This window comes from Nonomuraea rosea (genome assembly GCF_039539705.1).
GTDB classification, from domain to species: Bacteria; Actinomycetota; Actinomycetes; order Streptosporangiales; family Streptosporangiaceae; genus Nonomuraea; species Nonomuraea rosea.
In genome coordinates, this window is the sequence record NZ_BAABDQ010000031.1 from 1 (window position 1) to 17,749 (window position 17,749).

General features: G+C 71.9%; 14 protein-coding genes. 10 read left to right on the top strand and 4 right to left on the bottom strand.

What is annotated here, in order from left to right; genetic code table 11:
* Nucleotides 1-261 precede the first annotated feature (261 nt).
* Both ABEA43_RS46680 and ABEA43_RS68330 read left to right on the top strand, forming a co-directional pair.
* Nucleotides 262-1,200 (top strand): sensor histidine kinase, encoded by a 939-nt coding sequence (locus ABEA43_RS46680; RefSeq protein ID WP_345572530.1) that lies wholly within the window; start codon nucleotides 262-264, stop codon nucleotides 1,198-1,200.
* A gap of 56 nt (nucleotides 1,201-1,256) precedes the next feature.
* Nucleotides 1,257-2,288 carry a response regulator gene (locus ABEA43_RS68330; protein WP_425570509.1) on the top strand — a complete coding sequence of 344 codons (1,032 nt, stop codon included), beginning with the start codon at nucleotides 1,257-1,259 and terminating at the stop codon, nucleotides 2,286-2,288.
* On the opposite strand, the gene ABEA43_RS46695 is transcribed toward ABEA43_RS68330, so the two are convergent.
* Nucleotides 2,248-2,517, bottom strand: a complete 270-nt coding sequence (locus ABEA43_RS46695) for a hypothetical protein (RefSeq protein ID WP_345572531.1) — start codon at nucleotides 2,515-2,517, stop codon at nucleotides 2,248-2,250. The two genes, ABEA43_RS68330 and ABEA43_RS46695, sit on opposite strands and share 41 nt — an antisense overlap.
* A gap of 297 nt (nucleotides 2,518-2,814) precedes the next feature.
* Between ABEA43_RS46695 and ccmA the strand changes: the two genes are divergently transcribed.
* Together ccmA and ABEA43_RS46705 are read left to right on the top strand one after the other, a co-directional pair.
* A complete protein-coding gene (gene ccmA / locus ABEA43_RS46700) occupies nucleotides 2,815-3,441 on the top strand; it encodes a heme ABC exporter ATP-binding protein CcmA (protein WP_345572532.1) in 627 nt (208 codons plus the stop codon).
* Complete coding sequence (locus ABEA43_RS46705; protein WP_345572533.1) at nucleotides 3,438-5,009, top strand: DUF6297 family protein; 1,572 nt, start codon at nucleotides 3,438-3,440, stop codon at nucleotides 5,007-5,009. The genes ccmA and ABEA43_RS46705 overlap by 4 nt, the downstream gene beginning before the upstream one ends.
* Nucleotides 5,010-5,092: 83 nt before the next feature.
* Here the strand turns inward: ABEA43_RS46705 and ABEA43_RS46710 are convergent, their stop codons facing one another.
* Together ABEA43_RS46710 and lepA are read right to left on the bottom strand one after the other, a co-directional pair.
* The gene (locus ABEA43_RS46710) at nucleotides 5,093-5,584 is read right to left on the bottom strand and encodes a GNAT family N-acetyltransferase (protein ID WP_345572534.1); all 492 of its coding nucleotides are present in this window, start codon (nucleotides 5,582-5,584) and stop codon (nucleotides 5,093-5,095) included.
* A gap of 47 nt (nucleotides 5,585-5,631) precedes the next feature.
* A complete protein-coding gene (gene lepA, locus ABEA43_RS46715; RefSeq protein ID WP_345572535.1) occupies nucleotides 5,632-7,452 on the bottom strand; it encodes a translation elongation factor 4 in 1,821 nt (606 codons plus the stop codon).
* A gap of 55 nt (nucleotides 7,453-7,507) precedes the next feature.
* Here lepA and ABEA43_RS46720 point away from each other — a divergent pair, with 55 nt between their 5' ends.
* The 6 genes from ABEA43_RS46720 to ABEA43_RS46745 all read left to right on the top strand — a co-directional run bounded on the left by ABEA43_RS46720 (nucleotide 7,508) and on the right by ABEA43_RS46745 (nucleotide 16,346).
* Nucleotides 7,508-8,494 (top strand): glycoside hydrolase family 18 protein, encoded by a 987-nt coding sequence (locus ABEA43_RS46720; RefSeq protein WP_345572536.1) that lies wholly within the window; start codon nucleotides 7,508-7,510, stop codon nucleotides 8,492-8,494.
* 110 nt (nucleotides 8,495-8,604) lie between these two features.
* The gene (gene rpsT / locus ABEA43_RS46725) at nucleotides 8,605-8,874 is read left to right on the top strand and encodes a 30S ribosomal protein S20 (RefSeq protein WP_138696688.1); all 270 of its coding nucleotides are present in this window, start codon (nucleotides 8,605-8,607) and stop codon (nucleotides 8,872-8,874) included.
* Nucleotides 8,875-9,078: 204 nt separating this feature from the next.
* Entirely contained in the window at nucleotides 9,079-12,141 is a 3,063-nt protein-coding gene (locus ABEA43_RS46730; RefSeq protein ID WP_345572537.1) for an FtsX-like permease family protein, read from the top strand.
* Nucleotides 12,138-14,738, top strand: coding sequence for an FtsX-like permease family protein (locus tag ABEA43_RS46735; protein ID WP_345572538.1), 2,601 nt, complete (start codon nucleotides 12,138-12,140; stop codon nucleotides 14,736-14,738). Before ABEA43_RS46730 ends, ABEA43_RS46735 begins: the two co-directional genes overlap by 4 nt.
* Nucleotides 14,735-15,664 (top strand): ABC transporter ATP-binding protein, encoded by a 930-nt coding sequence (locus tag ABEA43_RS46740; protein WP_345572539.1) that lies wholly within the window; start codon nucleotides 14,735-14,737, stop codon nucleotides 15,662-15,664. The genes ABEA43_RS46735 and ABEA43_RS46740 overlap by 4 nt, the downstream gene beginning before the upstream one ends.
* Entirely contained in the window at nucleotides 15,654-16,346 is a 693-nt protein-coding gene (locus ABEA43_RS46745; protein ID WP_345572540.1) for an ABC transporter ATP-binding protein, read from the top strand. Before ABEA43_RS46740 ends, ABEA43_RS46745 begins: the two co-directional genes overlap by 11 nt.
* On the opposite strand, the gene ABEA43_RS46750 is transcribed toward ABEA43_RS46745, so the two are convergent.
* Entirely contained in the window at nucleotides 16,309-17,694 is a 1,386-nt protein-coding gene (locus tag ABEA43_RS46750; protein ID WP_345572541.1) for an MFS transporter, read from the bottom strand. The genes ABEA43_RS46745 and ABEA43_RS46750 overlap by 38 nt on opposite strands.
* Nucleotides 17,695-17,749 lie beyond the last annotated feature (55 nt).

Sequence of the window (17,749 nt, forward strand, 5' to 3'; positions counted from 1 at the left end):
CAACCACCCGGCCAGACCGCAGAACCAGAACCCCAACCCCAACCCCAGAACCAGGACCATCCCTGGTCCGAATCACAACACCAGGGTCGGGATCACGCCTGCGTGCAGCCCGACATTCAGCACCATTCCCGACCGGAACTCGGCAACGTGGGCCCACTCCATGCCCACCAGCCGCAACTCCGGGACTCGGGCCAGGATGAGGACCGCTTCCGATCGGGACCGGAGGCGCAGGAACGGGGCCGATCGGCGTGGCCGTCGAAGGTGTCGCGAATCCGTCTGGCACTCAAGCACAGACCCGTCCGCCCGACTCGCTTCACCCTGGTCAGCCTCGGCCTGGCGGTGCTACTCGCCATCGCCCTGCACACCGTCACACACGGCGGCCCGGCGATCGCGGCCTTGCTCATCTGCCTCAGCCTCACCGTGACCCGCTTCCCCCTGCGCCAATCGCTGCCCATCGGCCTGCTGGCCGTCGCGGGCCTGCTCGTGGCGGGCATGATCGGCGGCGGCCATTCGCCGGACCTCACCCTTCTCCTCGCCGTCTGCCTGGTCTTCCTGACCACGTACGCGGCCAAGCAGCGCAAGGCCACGAGGGCCGCCGAGGCGCGCGAGGCCGTACTGGCAGAGCGGGCCAGGATCGCCAGGGAGATACACGACATCCTCGCCCACTCCCTCTCCGCCCAGCTCGTCCACCTGGAGGGCGCCAAGCTGCTGCTCCGCGCCGAGCGTACGGACGAGGCGCTGGACCGGGTCACGCACGCCAGGAACCTCGCCAAATCGGGCCTTGAAGAGGCCAGGCGCGCGGTGTCGGCGCTGCGTGACGACCCGCCCGCGCTCCCGGTGGCGCTGCGGACGCTGGCGGAGGAGTTCGAGAGCACCACGCACCGGCCCTGCACGCTGCGCGTCTCCGGTCCTGCGCACCGCCTCGCGCCGCAAACAGAGCTCGCCCTGCTCAGGACCACCCAGGAAGCCCTCACGAACGTACGCCGCCACGCGCCCGGCAGCCCCGCCGCCGTCGAGCTCGCGTTCGATCCGGCCGGATGCGACCTCCGCATCACGAACCCCGCCTCCGCCGAGCCGGGCGCGCCAGGAGGCGGCTACGGCCTCGTCGGCATGCGCGAACGAGCCGAGCTCCTCGGCGGCACGCTGTCGGCCGGCGAACGCGACGGCGGCTTCCTGGTGCACCTGAAGGTGCCGACATGACGACGTTGATCACTCCCTTTGTACGTCCCCCGAGCCGAAGCCCAGGAGGTTTCCGCATGACCAAGGTGGTCGTGGTCGATGACCAGGCCGTGGTGCGCGAGGGCCTGGTGCTGCTGCTCGGGCTCCTGCCGGAGATCGAGGTGGTCGGCTCGGCGGGCGACGGCGAGGCGGCGCTGCGGGTGGTGGCGGAACAGCGGCCCGACGTGGTGCTCATGGACCTGCGCATGCCCAGGATGGACGGCGTGGAGGCGACCGGCCGCATCCGCGCCGCGTACCCGGACACCCAGGTCGTGGTGCTCACCACCTATTCGGACGACGAGTCGGTCTTCGCGGCGTTGCGGGCGGGCGCGCGTGGCTTTCTCACCAAGGACGCCGACGCCGAGGAGCTCGCCAAGGCCGTCGCCACGGTGATGCGCGGGGACGCCCAGCTCGACCCGACCGTGCAACGCCGCCTCCTGGACACCATGTCGCCCCCGCCCTCTTCGCCCCCCGCTGCACCATCGCCGCCCTCGTCACCGCCTCCCGCACACTCGGGACCTTCCGCACCACCTCCCACTTCCTCGCCTTCCTCGCCGCCTCCCACACGCTCGGAACCTTCCACGCCCCCGCCTTCCGCACGCCCGGGATCTCCCACACCCCCGTCTTCCGCGCGCCTGGGCCCCTCCTCCCCTTCTGCCACGCCACCTCCCGGCCGAAGACTCGACCCTGCTACCGGGCTGCCGCACGGCGGGGCGAGTGCGTCAGCGTCCCCGGGCGAGATCCCTTCGCGAGCACGCCCGGCTCAGGACCCCGCACCCGCATCAAGGCCCCCCACCCACGCAGCCGCGCGTCGAGCGGAGGACGACGGCGCGACGCGGGGACGCGGGTCGCGCCGCACGGCCCTCCCCGACGACCTGACCCCCCGTGAAGGCGAGGTGCTGGCGCTCATCGCCGACGGCCTCTCGAACGTCGAGATCGCCGCCCGCCTCTACATCACGGAAGCGACCGTCAAAACCCACATCAACAACATCTTCGCCAAAGCGCACCTACGGGACCGCGCCCAGGCGGTCACGTACGCCTATCGTCATGGCCTCGCACCTCCGCATTGAGCTGCGACTCGGCATCGAACCCGGCCAGCTGTAACAACGTCTCCAGCGCCGCCTGCCTGGTCTCCTCGACCGAGTCGCCACGCTCGCCGAAGCACTCGGCCGCCACATCCAGCAGCGCCGTCACCACGACCGCATCGGGATAGGGCACATCGACGAGCACCGTGCCGTCGTCGTCCTCCTCCCCTGCGTCCAGGTGGAGCCTCAGCAGCCGCCGAGCCTCCTCAGCCACAGCGACCCCCAGCACAGCGGCACGCTCGAATCGCTCAGAAGCAATCACGTCACCCTCCAGTCGCACAGGTGTTCGGAACAGAAAGGTAGACGGCGCCACCGACAGAATCCCTTGCGCACACGGGGATCCCGGCCATCACAGCGGCCCCGCCCGGCCGAATCCGCCGGGCGACCGGGGCGGACGCCCGGTGACCGCACGGGCGGGTGTCCGGTGACCGCGCGGGTGGATGCCCGATGACCGCGCGGGCGGATGCCCGGTGGCTGCGCGGGCGGATGCTGGGGTGGTTACGCTCGAACGGTGTACGACTCGATCATCAGCGTTGCCGGCCTCACCGTAGAGCTCGGGGGCAACCCCGTGCTCCAAGGGATGGAACTGGCCGTGGCGCCAGGCGAGATCGTGGCGGTGGTCGGCCCCAACGGGTCCGGCAAGTCCACGCTCCTGCGCTGCCTGGCCGGCCTCCAGCCCGCCACCTCCGGCACCGTCCAGGTGTTCGGCGAGACACCCGCCGACGACGCCGCCTTCTGGCGCCGGGTGGCGCTGCTGAGCGACGAGCCCGCCTGGTATCCCGGCCTCACCGCCCGCGAGCACCTGGAGCTCATGGGCGCCGTGTACGCCGAGGCCCGTATGACGGTGGACACGGCGCTGGAGACGTTCGACCTGGTGGAACGCGCGGACGCGCCGCCGTTGAACCTCTCCACGGGCCAGCGGCAGCGCCTCTCGCTGGCCTCCGCGCTGCTGAGGCCGAGCACCCTCCTGCTGCTCGACGAGCCGGAGCGCGGCCTGGACACCGGCTTCCGCGCCTCCCTCGCCGACCTGCTCGACGAGTACGCGGACGAGGGCGGCACCGTCGTCATGGCCACGCACGACCTGGGCCTGGCCGCCCGCGCCCGCCAGGTCTCGCCCTCTGGGGCGGTGGCGGCATGACCGCGTCCATGGGCAACGTACGGGCGGTGCGGGCCTACCTCCGCTCCCGTGGCCGCACCCGAGCCAGCCTGCTCGATCAGTACGTCGCCGGGTTCGGGCTGGCGATGGTCCTCGTGGTTGTGGGCCGGCCGATCTCCGGCGTGGTCGCCGGGCTGGCGGGCCCGGTCGATCCCGGGCGGATGGGCGCGGGGGCGGCGCTGCTCGCGCTGGCCCTGGTCGCCTTCCTGGCCGGCGCCCGCGCGGCGGGGCCTGTGCTGCTGCCCGCCCCCGACGCGTCCTGGTTGCTGCTCTCGCCGCTGCACCGGCGGCGCGTGCTCGGCCGGTCCTGGCGGGCGCTGGCCGTGGTCGCCGTGGTGGCGGGCCTGGTGCTGGGGCTGGGGCTGGTCGCCGTGCTGGGCGCGCCGGACCAGCTCGTCTGGCGGCTGCTCGGCGCGCTGGCGCTCGGGGTCGCGATGACGGCGGGCGGGATGGCGCTGGCGGTGCTCGGGCAGGCGTCCCAGTCGTGGCAGGTCTGGGTGACGGCCTCGATGGCCGCGCTGCTGGTGCTGGCGGTGGTGGCGGTGAGCGGTCAGGCCCGTTCGGTGCTGGCGGTCGCCGCGAGCGCACCCCTCCCCGCCCTGGCCGCCGCCGTGTCCGGGGCCGCCGTGGTCTCCGGGCTGCTCGTACGTCAGGCGTGGTCGTCCCTGGACCGCATACCCACCCGTACGCTCCTCACCGCCTCGACCCGTGCGGGACACGTGGCGAACGCGGCCGTCGGCCTCGACCCCAGCGGGCTGGCCTGGATCGCCGAGGACAACCACTGGCGGGCCAGGAAGCTGCGCTCACGGCGGTGGCCGGCGCTGCCCGCGCCTCTCGCCCTGGCCTGGCACGACTGGCTGCGGCTGGCCCGCAGGCCCGGACGGCTGGCGACCATGTTCGCGACCGCCGCGCTGCCTGCCGTGCTGGCCCAGGCGGGCGGCGCTTCGGCGGCGCTCGGGGCGGCGGTGCTCTTGGGGGCGCTGGCGGTGGCGGCGACGAGCACGTCGGGGGTGCGCAGGGACTCCGACAACCCGAGCCTGGCCAGGCTGATCGGGGTGGGGCATCGCCAGGCGCTGGCGGCGCGAGCGGTGCTGCCCACCCTCCTGAGCGGCGTCTGGGCGACCCTCGCGCTGACCGCGCTCACCCTCGCGGGCGCCCTCCCAGGAATGGCCGGTACAGGCAGCCCGGCAAGTACGAGCGGCCTGGCCGAAACCGGTGGACTGGCTGGTGCAAGTGGTTCTGGGTCCTGGTGGTTGTTCGGGGTGCTGGTCGCGCCCGCGCTGACCGCAGGCGCGCTGCGGATGGCCAGGCGGCGGCCGATCGATCACTCCATGCCGGTCATCGACACCCCCGGTGGGGCGATCCCGACCGGCCCGCTGATCTGGGCGTTCACCGGCGTGGACCTCGCGGTGCTCGGCTGCCTGCCCACCGTGGCGGCGCTGCTCTTCCCGCCGGCCGGGCTGGGCGGATACCTGACGGCCCAGGCGGTGGCCGGCGTGCTGGTGCTGACCGGGTACGTCCTGCGGGCGCGACCAGGCGAGCCGTCCTGATACGCGACCAGGCGAGCCGCCCTCAGGTCCGCCGCAGGCGGCGTATCGGCCCTCGGGACGACCCGGGGTGCCCGCGTACCCTGTCAGGCGACGTAGACGTCACTGGGGACGCCGCCGTACGGGATCGTGCGGTCCTTACGCATGCCCGCCCGCTCAGCCACCCGCCGGGACGGCTCGTTGACGTCGCGGATCACCGCCACCACGGTCCCGAGAGCCTTCCCCACCCGCAGCGCCGCGCGTACGAGCTCCAGCGCGTACCCGTGCCCCCACGCCGACGGCCGGAAGCGGTAGTAGAGGTTGAGCACCTCGTCCCCGCCGACGACCGCGTGGCGCAGGCCGCCGAAGCCGAGCACACGGGGCTCCCCCGTCAGGCGCGCCGCCCAGTAGCCGAGCCCGCGCTCCGACCAGTCGGAGATCCAGAGGTCCAGCATGGCCTGGCTCGACTCCGGGTCAACCGTGGGCCCACCGGAGTTGTAGACGTTTGTCCGCGAATCGGAGTGAATCTCGTGAACGGACGCTAGATCGTCACCCGTCACACGAGAAAGCGTCATTCGCTCCGTGTGCACCACTTCCATGGTTTCAGCGTAGTCGCACGCCCACCGGAAGAAGTGACCCCTACCTGCTACTTCTTCTTGTCGGTGTCGGTGGACAGCGCGGCGACGAAGGCCTCCTGAGGCACCTCGACCCGCCCGACCATCTTCATCCGCTTCTTGCCTTCCTTCTGCTTCTCCAGCAGTTTGCGCTTACGGGAGATGTCACCGCCGTAGCACTTGGCCAGCACGTCCTTGCGGATGGCGCGGATGTTCTCGCGGGCGATGACCCTGGCTCCGATGGCCGCCTGGATCGGCACCTCGAACTGCTGCCTCGGGATCAGCTCGCGCAGCTTCTTGGCCATGTCGACGCCGTAGGTGTAGGCCTTGTCCTTGTGCACGATGGCGCTGAACGCGTCGACCGGCTCCCCCTGCAGCAGGATGTCGACCTTGACCAGCTCCGACTCCAGCTCGCCGGCCGGCTCGTAGTCGAGCGAGGCGTAGCCGCGGGTGCGCGACTTGAGCTGGTCGAAGAAGTCGAAGATGATCTCGCCGAGCGGCAGCGTGTAGCGGATCTCGACCCGGTCCTCCGACAGGTAGTCCATGCCGAGCAGCTGACCGCGCCGCCCCTGGCAGATCTCCATGATCGCCCCGATGAACTCGGCCGGCGCCAGGATCGTGGACTTGGTGACCGGCTCGAAGACCTGCGCGATCTTCCCCCCGGTCGGGAACTCCGACGGGTTGGTGACCGTGAGCTCCTTGCCGTCCTCCATGACCACGCGGTAGACCACGTTGGGCGCCGTCGAGATCAGCGACAGGCCGAACTCGCGCTCCAGCCGCTCCCGCACGATCTCCATGTGCAGCAGCCCGAGGAAGCCCACCCGGAAGCCGAACCCGAGCGCCGCCGACGTCTCCGGCTCGTAGACCAGGGCCGCATCGTTGAGCTGCAGCTTGTCGAGCGCCTCACGCAGCTCCGGATATTCGTCGCCGTCGATCGGATAGAGGCCCGAGAAGACCATCGGCTTCGGGTGGTCGTAGCCGGCCAGCATCTCTTTGGCAGGCTTGACGACCGAGGTGACCGTGTCACCCACGCGCGACTGGCGCACGTCCTTCACGCCGGTGATCAGATAGCCCACCTCGCCGACGCCCAGGCCCAGCGCGGAGATCATGGGCTCGGGCGAGATGACGCCGATCTCCAGGGTCTCGTGGGCGGCGTTGGTGGACATCATCAGGATGCGCTCGCGCTTGCCCAGATGGCCGTCGATGACTCTGACGTAGGTGACCACGCCCCGGTAGGTGTCGTAGACCGAGTCGAAGATCAGCGCCCTGGCGGGCTTGTCGGCGTTCCCGACCGGCGCCGGGACCGTCTGGACGACGTGGTCGAGCAGCTCGCGCACGCCGATGCCGGTCTTGCCCGACACCCTCAGCACGTCGGAGGGGTCGCAGCCGATCAGGCCCGCCAGCTCCTCGGCGAACTTCTCCGGCTGCGCCGCCGGCAGGTCGATCTTGTTGAGGACGGGGATGATGTGCAGGTCGGCGTTCATGGCCAGGTAGAGGTTGGCCAGCGTCTGCGCCTCGATGCCCTGGGCCGCGTCGACCAGCAGGACCGCGCCCTCGCACGCCTGCAGCGACCTGGACACCTCGTAGGTGAAGTCGACGTGACCGGGAGTGTCGATCATGTTGAGGACGTGTCCGTCCCACGGCAGGCGGACGGCCTGCGACTTGATCGTGATGCCGCGTTCGCGCTCGATGTCCATCCTGTCGAGGTATTGGGCGCGCATGGAGCGGTCGTCGACCACGCCGGTGATCTGCAGCATCCGGTCGGCAAGGGTCGACTTGCCATGGTCGATGTGCGCGATGATGCAGAAGTTGCGGATCAACGCGGGGTCGGTCTGGCCAGGCTGAGTGCGCACCGAAGTCCGTTTCGACAGGGTTGAGGTCAAGCGTCTTTCATGGTGACATGCCCGGGTGATTGCCCGAACCGTCATCCGCCGCGGCCTGCGCCTGCTCGCGCTTGCCTTGGCCGTCGTGGTGGCGCTGGCCGGCTTGCTCGCCGCCGCGCTCCGTATCCAGTTTACCGGTGCCCCGGAGCCATGGGCGAAGAGCACAGGCAACGACGCCCTGTGGCTGGGCCACGCGTGGGTGGACGGCCGCCGTACGGAGCGCGACGTCGAGCAACTCGCCGTACGGCTGCGCACCACCGGCATCAAGGACGTGTACGTCCACTCCGGCCCGTTCGAGTACGACGGCCGCTTAGATCCAGCCAAATACCCCAACGCCGGAAATTTCGTGAAATGGATGCGGAAACACCTCCCCAACCTGCGCATCTCCGCCTGGCTCGGCCAGACCGTCAAGAAGGGGCTCGACCTCGACGACCCCAAGGCCCGCGCGAACGTCCTGGCCGGCGTCGCCGCCATCATGAAGCAGGGCTACGACGGCATCCACTACAACTTCGAGCCGATCGGCGACGGCGACACCGAGTTCCTCGACCTGCTCGACCGCACCAGGCAGCACACCACGCTGCTGTCCACGTCCACCCCGCAGATCGAGCCGTACACGGGCATGCGCCTGGCCGCCAGGGCCGTCCTGACCCACGACAAGTACTGGTCCGAGGGCTACTTCAGTCAGGTCGTGAGCCGGGTGGACCAGGTCGCCATCATGACCTACGACTCGTACACGCCCCTGCAGTCCCTCTACGGCGGCTACGTCGCCCGCCAGGCCGGCCTGGCGCTGGACCTGGTCCCCGACTCCAAGGCCCTGTACATCGGCGCTCCCGCCTACCACGACCACGGCGTTCCCTGGCTGGATGCGGCGGAAAGCGTCGCGATGGCCGCCGAGGGCGCTAAGCTGGCCCTGTCGGCCCACGGCCGTCGCGAGCGATTCGGCCTAGCTCTCTATGTCGACTTCGCGGCGACGGAAGAGGACTGGCGGGAATACCTGACTCGCTGGCGTTGATTTGAGCAGCGACCTAGGTTATTGGTACGCTGTACAACTGCGTGTGGCGCGCCCTCTCATCGAGCCCGCGCGCCCCATCCATCACTTTAGACTTTCACCGAGGCTTCTTCGTGGCGAACATCAAGTCCCAGATCAAGCGCAACAAGCAGAACGAGAAGGCTCGCCTGCGCAACAAGGCCGTCAAGTCCTCCTTGAAGACGGCCGTCCGCAAGTTCCGCGAGGCTGCGGAGCAGGGTGACGTCGCGCAGGCAGCGGCGCTCCAGCAGGTTGCCGCCCGTCAGCTCGACAAGGCCGTGAGCAAGGGCGTCATCCACAAGAACCAGGCCGCCAACCGTAAGTCCGCGATCGCCAAGCAGGCCGCGGCGCTGGCTGCCAAGTAAGACAAGCAGCGCAGACGCCGCATCTCCCCAGGAGGTGCGGCGTTCTTGTGTTTCCCGAAACGCCCTGTCGCGATGCGCTTTGTCACGATTTCGATATCACACGGCCATCGCCGCCCCGTATCGGGTGCGTCACCGTTGGAAAGATCACCTTGCCCCCGGTCGCATCCCTGCTCGAAGGTGCACTAAACGGGCGAAGGGGGACACATGCGGGGGCCGTTGGTCGTCAAAAGGGCGTTCAGCGAGCCGTTGCTCCTCCTGGCCGCGTTCGGATCGATCCTGCTGGCCACCACCACGCTGGTGGCGCTGACGATGTACGCCTCCTCCATCGCCGACGCGGGCGTCCGCAGGACGATGGAGACGGCCTCGTACCACCAGACCGCGGCGACCATCAGCGCGCCCGTGACGGCGCGGACGTTCCCCGCGATCGACCGATCGGTACGCGCCGAGCTCGGCCGCGCCTATGCCGGGCAGCCGGCGGTCACCACCAGCTTCCGCTCCGACTCCTACGTCATGCCCGGCCAGGAGGGTCAGGAGCGGCCCGAGCTGCTCAGGTTCGGCAGCTATGACGGCCTCGACCGGCACGCCAAGCTGGTCTCCGGCGCCTGGCCGCGCGCCGGGGGCGACGTCGTGGAGGCCGCGATCTCCCTGTCGGCGGCCTCGGCGAGCGGGCTGAAGGCCGGCCAGGAGCTCAGCACCGAGGGCCGGCTGGACCCGCGCCCGGTCAAGGTGCGCGTCGTCGGCGTCTTCCAGCTCAACGACCCGTTCGGCGAGCGCTGGGCCGGCGAACCGCTCCTGACCAGGGGCGCGGAGCGCGGCGAGTTCACCTCGTACGGGCCGCTGATGGTGGCGCGGGAGACGTTCCTGGCGCGGTTCGCGACCAACGTCAACGCGACCTGGACCGCCGTGCCCGACCTGCGCACGCTCACGCCCGAGCAGCTCCGTCCCCTGGCCGGCGCGATCGGCCAGGTGGGCGAGCGGCTGAAGGAGGGCGGCTGCGCCACCTGCGTGGCCACCAGCCGGCTGCCGGAGATGCTCACCCAGCTCGGCACCGCGTCCCTGGTCGCCCGCTCCACCATGCTGATCCCGGTGCTGCAACTGCTGCTGCTGGCCGCGTACGCGCTGATGCTCACGGCGCGGCTGCTCGCCGACCACCGGCGCATGGAGGTGGCGCTGCTGCGCTCGCGCGGCGCGGGCACGCTGCGGCTGGCGACGCTGGCGGGCGGCGAGGCGCTGCTGGTGGCGCTCCCGTGCGCGCTCGTCGCGCCGTTCCTCGGCCCGCCGATGCTCGCGCTGGTCAACCAGCTCCCGTGGATCAAGGTCGCCGGGGTACGGCTGGGGGCGGCGGCCGACCTGGGCTCGTTCCTGGTGTCGTTCGGCGTGGCGCTGGCCGCGGCCGTCCTGCTGATGCTGCCGGCGCTGGCGGGCGCGCGGCGCACGTACGTGGAGGAGCAGTCGGCGCGCGGGCGCGGCGGCGGGCGCGGGCTGATCGAACGGGCGGGCGCCGACCTGGCGCTGCTGGTCGTGGCCGGGCTGGCCATCTGGCAGTTGCAACGCTACGGCGCCCCGGTCACCACCACGGCGGCCGGCGAGCTGGGCATCGACCCGCTGATCATCTCCGGCCCCGCCCTGGCCTTGCTCACCGGCGGTATGCTCGGGCTGCGGCTGGTGCCGCGCGTGTCGAAGCTGGCCGAGCGGATCGCCTCCAGAAGACCCACGCTCGCCCCCGCGCTCGGCGCGTGGCAGGTGAGCAGGCGCCCGCTCAAGTACGCGGGCCCCGCCCTGCTGCTGACCATGGCCATCGCGATCGGCATCGTGTCCATCGCGACCGCGGCCACGTGGCGGACCTCGCAGCTCGACCAGGCCCGCCACCAGGCCGGGACCGACCTGCGGCTGTCCGGGCCGCCGGACGGGCCCGAGCTGGGCGCGCTCGGGCGCGGCACGGCGTTCGCCGCGCTGCCGGGCGTCACGGCGGCCGCGCCGGGGTTCCGCGGCCAGACCGAGGTGAGCGGCGAGAGCGCGCTGCTGCTCGGCGTGGACGCGGGCAAGCTCGATGAGCTGTTCCAGCTCCGTCCCGACCTGTCGGCGCAGTCGGTCGGCGAGATGTCGCGGGCCCTGGCCGGGCCGCAGGCGGGCAAGCTGGACCTGCCGGGTCAGCCCGCCACGCTCACCCTGCGGGCGCGGTCGGACGGTGCGCTGGCGCTGCGTCTGGTGCTCTCCGACGCGCTCGGCGTGTGGCGCGACCTGCCGCTCGGTGTGCTGAAAGCGGGCGAGAACCGGATCGAGGTGAACCTCAAGGAGCTGGCCGGGCGGTCCGGGAAGATCACGTACCCGCTGTCGCTGCGCAGCCTCGCCGTGAGCACACCGCCGGCGGGCAACGTGAACCTGACGCTGACCGGCCTGAGCACCGACGGCCGCGAGCTGGCGACGCCCGCGATCACCATGAACGTGACGGGCTCGCGGCCCGCCGTGGTCCCCTTCGCGCCCCTGCCCGCGCTCGGGCCGCTGCCCGTCGTGCTCACCTCCGACCTGGCCACCTCGCTCAAGCTGCGCGCCGGGCAGACCGGGCGGGCCGCCATCGACCGCAGGGTGCTGGACATCAAGGTCGTGGCCGTCGTCGACACGATGCCGACGAGCGCCGCGGGGCAGCCGGCCGTACTCGCCGACTGGGGGACGATGCAGGCGCACGAGCTGGCGGCGATGCAGCTGCCCAGGCCCGCGACGGAGTGGTGGCTCGCCGCCGGCGACACCGCGCCGGCCGTCACGGCGCTCGGAGCGCGGCCCGAATGGGACGTCACCCCGCTCGACCAGCGGGAGGTCGCCGCCAGGCTGCAGGGCGACCCGCTGGCCAGCGGGCTTCAAGGGGCGCTGATGCTGGGCTTCGGGGCGGCGCTGGTGTTCGCGGCGCTCGGGTTCCTGGTGAACGCGGCGGTCGCGGCGCGGGAGCGGACGGCCGAGTTCGCGATCCTGCGGGCGCTCGGGGTGAGCTCGCGGCAGATGTTCGGGCTGCTGGCGATCGAGCAGGCGTTCGTCATCGGGCTGTCGCTGGCGGCCGGCACCGCGCTCGCGCTGGTCGTGGGCGTGCTGGTGGTGCCGCACATCGTGCTGACCGGGCAGGCCTCGGCCGTCACGCCCGGCGTGGTGCTCGACATCCCGTGGCCGGCCACGCTGGCCATGCTGGCGGGGGTGACGGCGGTGCTGTTCGCGATCGTCGCGGGGCTGGCCCGCAACCTGCGCCGGCAAGGGCTCGGCCTTCGGGAGGAACAGTGAGGATCCCGCTGCTGGCCCGGGTGCACCTGGGCGCGCTGGCCGTGCTCTTCGTACTGGCGCTGAGCGCCTGCCTGCTGGTCGCGGGGCTGCCGCGGGCGATGCAGGCGTCGTTCGACGAGGCGCTGCAACGGTCGCTGGCCGCCGCGCCGGCCACGCAGGCCGACCTGGCGGTGTCCGTGACGTCGCTTTCGCGCGAGGACGACCTGTACGAACGTGCCCAGTTCGACGCCCGCGACCGTCGCTGGCACGCGCTCCTGCCCCCGGCCCTGCGCCCGATGGTCGTCCCAGCCGGTACGGGCGCCGGCCACATGAGCGCCAAGACCGCGCTCACCCCGGTCGCCGGAACCGGCGGCCAGACGTACATCAACCTGGGCTGGCTGTCCGACGCCGGACAGCGGGTGGACTGGGTCCAGGGGCGGGCGCCCGGCAAGCAGTCCACGACGCGTTATCAGGGCGCGACGATCCCGGTGTTCGAGGTCGGGGTCGTCGAAGAGGCCCTCACCAAGATGAACCTCAAGGTGGGCCAGACGAAGACGATCGGCGAGAGCGACTACGCCGCCGTGCGGATCGTCGGAGTCTTCAAGGCCAAGAACCCCGGCGATCGGTACTGGAGCCACAACCAGGACATCTTGCGCGTCACCCAGCTGCTGCCGCCGGGCAAGCTGGAATTCGAGCACCACATCACCACCCTGATCTCCGACGAAGGGCTGGCCGCGCTGAGCGGCGACGCGCGCAACCTGATCTACCGCTGGATCCTGCCGCTCGACGCCCGGCCGGTGAGCGCGCTGGACGTGCCCGGCCTCGGCGTGGCGCTCACGGAGTTCGGGCGGGTGGTCGAGCTCCAGTCGTCGAACGCGCGCAGCCCGTACCGGCTCGAAACGGGCCTGCCGAAGCTGCTCGACGACTTCCGCGCCGCGCTGTCCACCGCGCAGACCGTGATGTACCTGGTGCTCGGAGGCCTGCTGGCGGTGGCGCTCGGCGTGATCGTCCTGGCCGTGCAGCTGCTGGCCGACCGGATGGATCACACGCTCACGCTGGCCCGGGCGCGCGGCGGGTCGCTGCGTCAGGTGGCGGGGACCGCGGCGGCGCTGACCTCGCTCGCCGTGGCGCCCGCCGCGGCGGCCGGGTACGCGCTGTCCTCCCTGGTGCCCGGTCCCCTGCTGCCGATCGTGCACGCGGGGCCGGTGCTCGTGGTCCTCACGGCCGCCGGGTTCGCCGCCGCGCGAACCGCCGTCACGCATCGCGCGCCGCTGCACGAGCGCCGCGACGACGTGGCCGCGACCCGGCCCTCCGCCCGGCGGATCACGCTGGAGGTGCTGGTCGTCGTGCTCGCGCTGGCCGGGGCGTACCTGCTGCGGGCCCGCGGGCTGACGCAGGAGGCGGGGCAGGATCCGTTCCTGCTGCTGGTGCCGATCGCGCTGACGCTCGCGGCCGCGCTGGTCACCTTGCGCTGCTACCCGTACCCGCTGCGGCTGCTCGTCCGGCTGACCGCCCGCGGGCGGTCGGCGGTGCCGTTCCTGGGGCTGACCAGGGCGGCCAGGGCCCGCTCCGCCAGCGCGCTGCCGGTGCTGATCCTGCTGCCCGCCCTGGGCGTGTCGGTGTTCGCGGCGGTGATCTCCGACGGGATCGCCGGCACGCAGCGGCTGGCGTCCTGGCAGAGCGTGGGCGCGCCGATCAAGATGACCTCGAAGATCGAGATCCCGGAGCCGGCCATCGAGCAGGTGCGCCGGGCTCCAGGGGTGGCGCAGGTGGTGCTCGCGCAGACGGCCAAGGTGCAGGTCGGGTACGCGGCGGAGCGGGCCGACGCGATCGCGGTGGACGTGGCCCAGTGGCGGCGGCTCATCGAGGACGCGCCCATCAGCCTGCCCGCCCTGTCCGGCGGCACGTCCGCGCTCGTCTCACCGGAGCTGCGGGGGCGCGGGACGCTCGAGATCGGCTGGCAGTCGCGGCTGAAGCTCACCCCGCAGGCCGTAATCGCGTCGGTGCCCGGGTTCTACACCACGGGCAAGTTCGTCGTCGTGCCGTTGAGCGCGCAGGTGCGGCCCTCGGTGAACACGCTGCTGATCAAGGGCGACGCGTCGCTGGACGAGCTGCGGCGGCTGGTGCCGTCGGCCACCGTGGAGTCCCAGGAGGCGGCGCTCCGGGCCATCCAGGACGATCCGCTCACCACCACCGTGCGCTGGACGCTGGTCGTGGTGACCGTGGCGCTGGCCTCGTACGCGCTGGTCGCCGTCGTCCTGTCCCTGGTGATCGGGGCGGCGGACCGGGCCAGGGCGGTGTCGTTCCTGCGCACGCTGGGCCTGTCGGACCGGCAGGCGCGGCGGCTGACCGTGCTGGAGATCCTGCCCATGATCCTCCTCACCGCGCTGGTCGGGCTCGGCCTGGGCCTCGGGTTGCCCGCCGCGCTCGGCCCCGGCGTGGACCTGTCGTCGTACGCGGGCGACGTGCCCGTCGGCGACTACACACCCGGCCTCGTCACACCGGCCGCGCTGGCGGCCGGGCTCACCGCCGTCGCCGTGCTCGGCGCGTACGCGCACATCGTCATCGGCCGCCGCCGCAGCCTCGGCGCCGTTCTCCGAGTGGGGGATCTGTCATGAACCCGACCCTGTCTGAGCTGGAAGCCAACGCCACGCGGAAGAAGGCCGCGTTCGGCGGCGACGCGCACATCGTGTGCGACAACCTGGTGCGCATCTACAAGACCGAGGGCGTCGAGGTCGTCGCGTTGCAGGGCCTGGACCTGGTGATCGACAAGGGCGAGCTGGTCGCCATCGTCGGCGCGTCGGGCTCGGGCAAGTCCACGCTGCTCAACGTGCTGTCCGGGCTGGACATCCCCACGGCGGGGGTGGCCAGGGTGGCAGGCACGGACCTGCTGTCGATGAGCGCCAAGGACCGGCTGCGGTACCGGCGTTCCGTGGTGGGCTTCATCTGGCAGCAGACGGCGCGCAACCTGCTGCCGTACCTGACCGCCAGGGAGAACGCCGAGCTGCCGATCAAGCTGGCCGGGAGCGGCAAGGGCGCGCGGGAGCGGGCCGGCGAGCTGCTCGAACTGCTCGGCGTCGGCTACTGCGCGGGCCGCAAGACCGGCGAGATGTCGGGCGGCGAGCAGCAGCGGGTGTCCATCGCCGTCGCCCTGGCGAACTCCCCGCAGCTCATCCTGGCCGACGAGCCGACCGGCGAGCTGGACAGCGAGACGTCGGAGCTGGTGTTCGACGCGCTGCGCAAGGCCAACAGGGAGCTCGGGGTGACCGTGGTCATCGTGACCCACGACCCGCTGGTGTCGGAGCAGGTGGACCGGACGGTGGGCATCCGCGACGGGCGTACCAGCAGCGAGACGTTGCGGCGAGAGGACGCCGAAGGGCAGATCATCGCCGAGGAGTACGCCGTGCTCGACCGGGTCGGGCGGCTGCAACTCCCGCGCGACTTCATGAACGCCCTCGAGATGGAGCGCCGGGTGCGTCTCGAACTCGAATCCGATCACATCGGCGTGTGGCCCGCCCGAGAGGAGCCCGCAGGTGAGCAATGAGCCTTTGGTCGTCGTCGAGGGCCTGCGCAAGGTCTACCGGAGCGGCCCCAACGAGGTCGTGGCGCTGCGCGAGGTGTCGTTCGAGCTGTTCCCCGGCGAGCTGGTCGCCGTCAGAGGGCGTTCGGGGTCGGGCAAGACGACGTTGCTGAACCAGATCGGCGGCCTGGACCGGCCGGACGCCGGGCGGGTGGTCGTGGCCGGGCACGAGGTCACCGCCATGTCCGAGGAGTCGCTGCTGGGGCTGCGCAGGGACGTGCTGGGGTTCGTGTTCCAGTCGTTCGGGCTGATCCCGGTGCTGTCCGCGGCGGAGAACGTGGGGGTGCCGATGCGGCTCGTACGGATGCCGGTGGCGGAGCGGGAGGAGCGCATCGGCATGCTGCTCGCGCTGGTGGGGCTGGAGCAGCATGTCAACCAGCGGCCGTACGAGCTGTCCGGGGGGCAGCGGCAGCGGGTGGCGATCGCCAGGTCCCTGGCCAACCGGCCGCGGCTGCTCATCGCCGACGAGCCGACCGGGCAGCTCGATTCGCAGACGGGGCGGCAGATCATGGAGCTGCTGCGGGCGCTCGTACGGAGTGAGGGGGTCACGGCGCTGGTCGCCACCCACGACCCGAGCTTGATCACGCTGGCCGACCGGGTGCTGGAGATCAGCGACGGCGCCGTACGGGAGGCGGCGCTGGCGTGACGGCGGCGGGGGTGTCGTCGGCCTCCGCTCCCGCTCCCGCTCCCGAGACGGCAGGGGCCCCGTCGGCTCCCGTTCCCGCTCCCGCTCCCGCTCCCGTTCCCGCTCCCGCTACGGCGGGGGCCCCGTCGGCTCCCGCTCCCGTTCCCGCGACGGCGGGGGGCTTCTTGGTTCCCGCAGTGACGGCGGCGCGGTTGGCGAGGGCGGCGAGGTTGGCGGCGGCGACCAGCACGCCGCCCGTCAGGAGCAGCGCCGTCGCCCCGGTCACCCCGGCCAGCGGAGCCGCCACCGCCAGCCCGAACGGCCGCGACGCGAACGAGATGAGCTGGTCGAACGACCGCACCCGCCCCAGCGACTCCTCCGGGAGCTCCTCCGCGACGATCGTCTCCCACAGCGGGCTGAGCACCCCCAGCCCGAACATCGCCGCACCGTACGCACCCGCCACCACCGCGACGGGCGCCGGCACCGCCAGGGCGACCATGGGCAGCAGGTAGCACGCCGCCCCGGCCTGGACCGCCACCAGCGGCCGCCGGATGGGCAGCCGAGGGGCGGCGAACACGCCCAGGACCAGGCCCACCGTCCCGCTCTGCACGATCACCAACCAGCTCGCCTCGCCGCCCAGCTCCCCTACGGCCATCAGCGGGCCCAGCGTGAGGAACAACCCGGCCATGAAATGCCAGACACCGTGCCCGAGCACGCAGGTCAGGAACCAGGGCCGCGTCCTGACCTCCCGCCACCCGTCCCCCAGCTCCCCCCAGAAAGAGGTCCGCCGACCTGCGGAAGAAACGGCCTCCGCGCCGTTCACACGGGTGCGAATCCCGCCGAGGGTCAGCGCCGAGCAGGCGAACAGCACCGCCGTGAGCGCCGCCGCCCAGCCCGGGCCGGCCGCCAGCGTGATCGTGCCGGCGATCGCCGGGGCGACGACCGCGGACAGGCTCGTCACCACACCGATGCGAGCGTTCATCCGCAACCGGTCCGCGCCGGGAACCACCGCGACCACCAGCCTCGGCACGGCCGGGCTGCCGAAGGCGATGGCCGCCCCCGCCAGCGCGGACAACAGGGCCAGGTCGAGCAGGCGGTGCACGCCCAGCAGCAGTTCGGCGGCGATGGCGGCCTGGGACAGGCAGCGGGTCAGGTCGGCGAGCAGCGCCACCCGCTCGGGCCTCAGCCGGTCCGCCACCACTCCTCCGATCGGAAGGAACAGCAGGAGCGGCACCATCTCACTCGCCAGCACGATGCCGAGCGCCGCGCCGTCGCCCGTGGCCCTCAGCACCGCCAGGGTCAGGGTCGTCGGAATGAGGGCGGTGGCGAGCGCGGACAGGCATCGCCCGATCAGCAGCCGGTTCATCATGGCCAGGACAATATTTCGCCAGCTAATGTTTCGTCAACAAAATACTTGCTAGCGT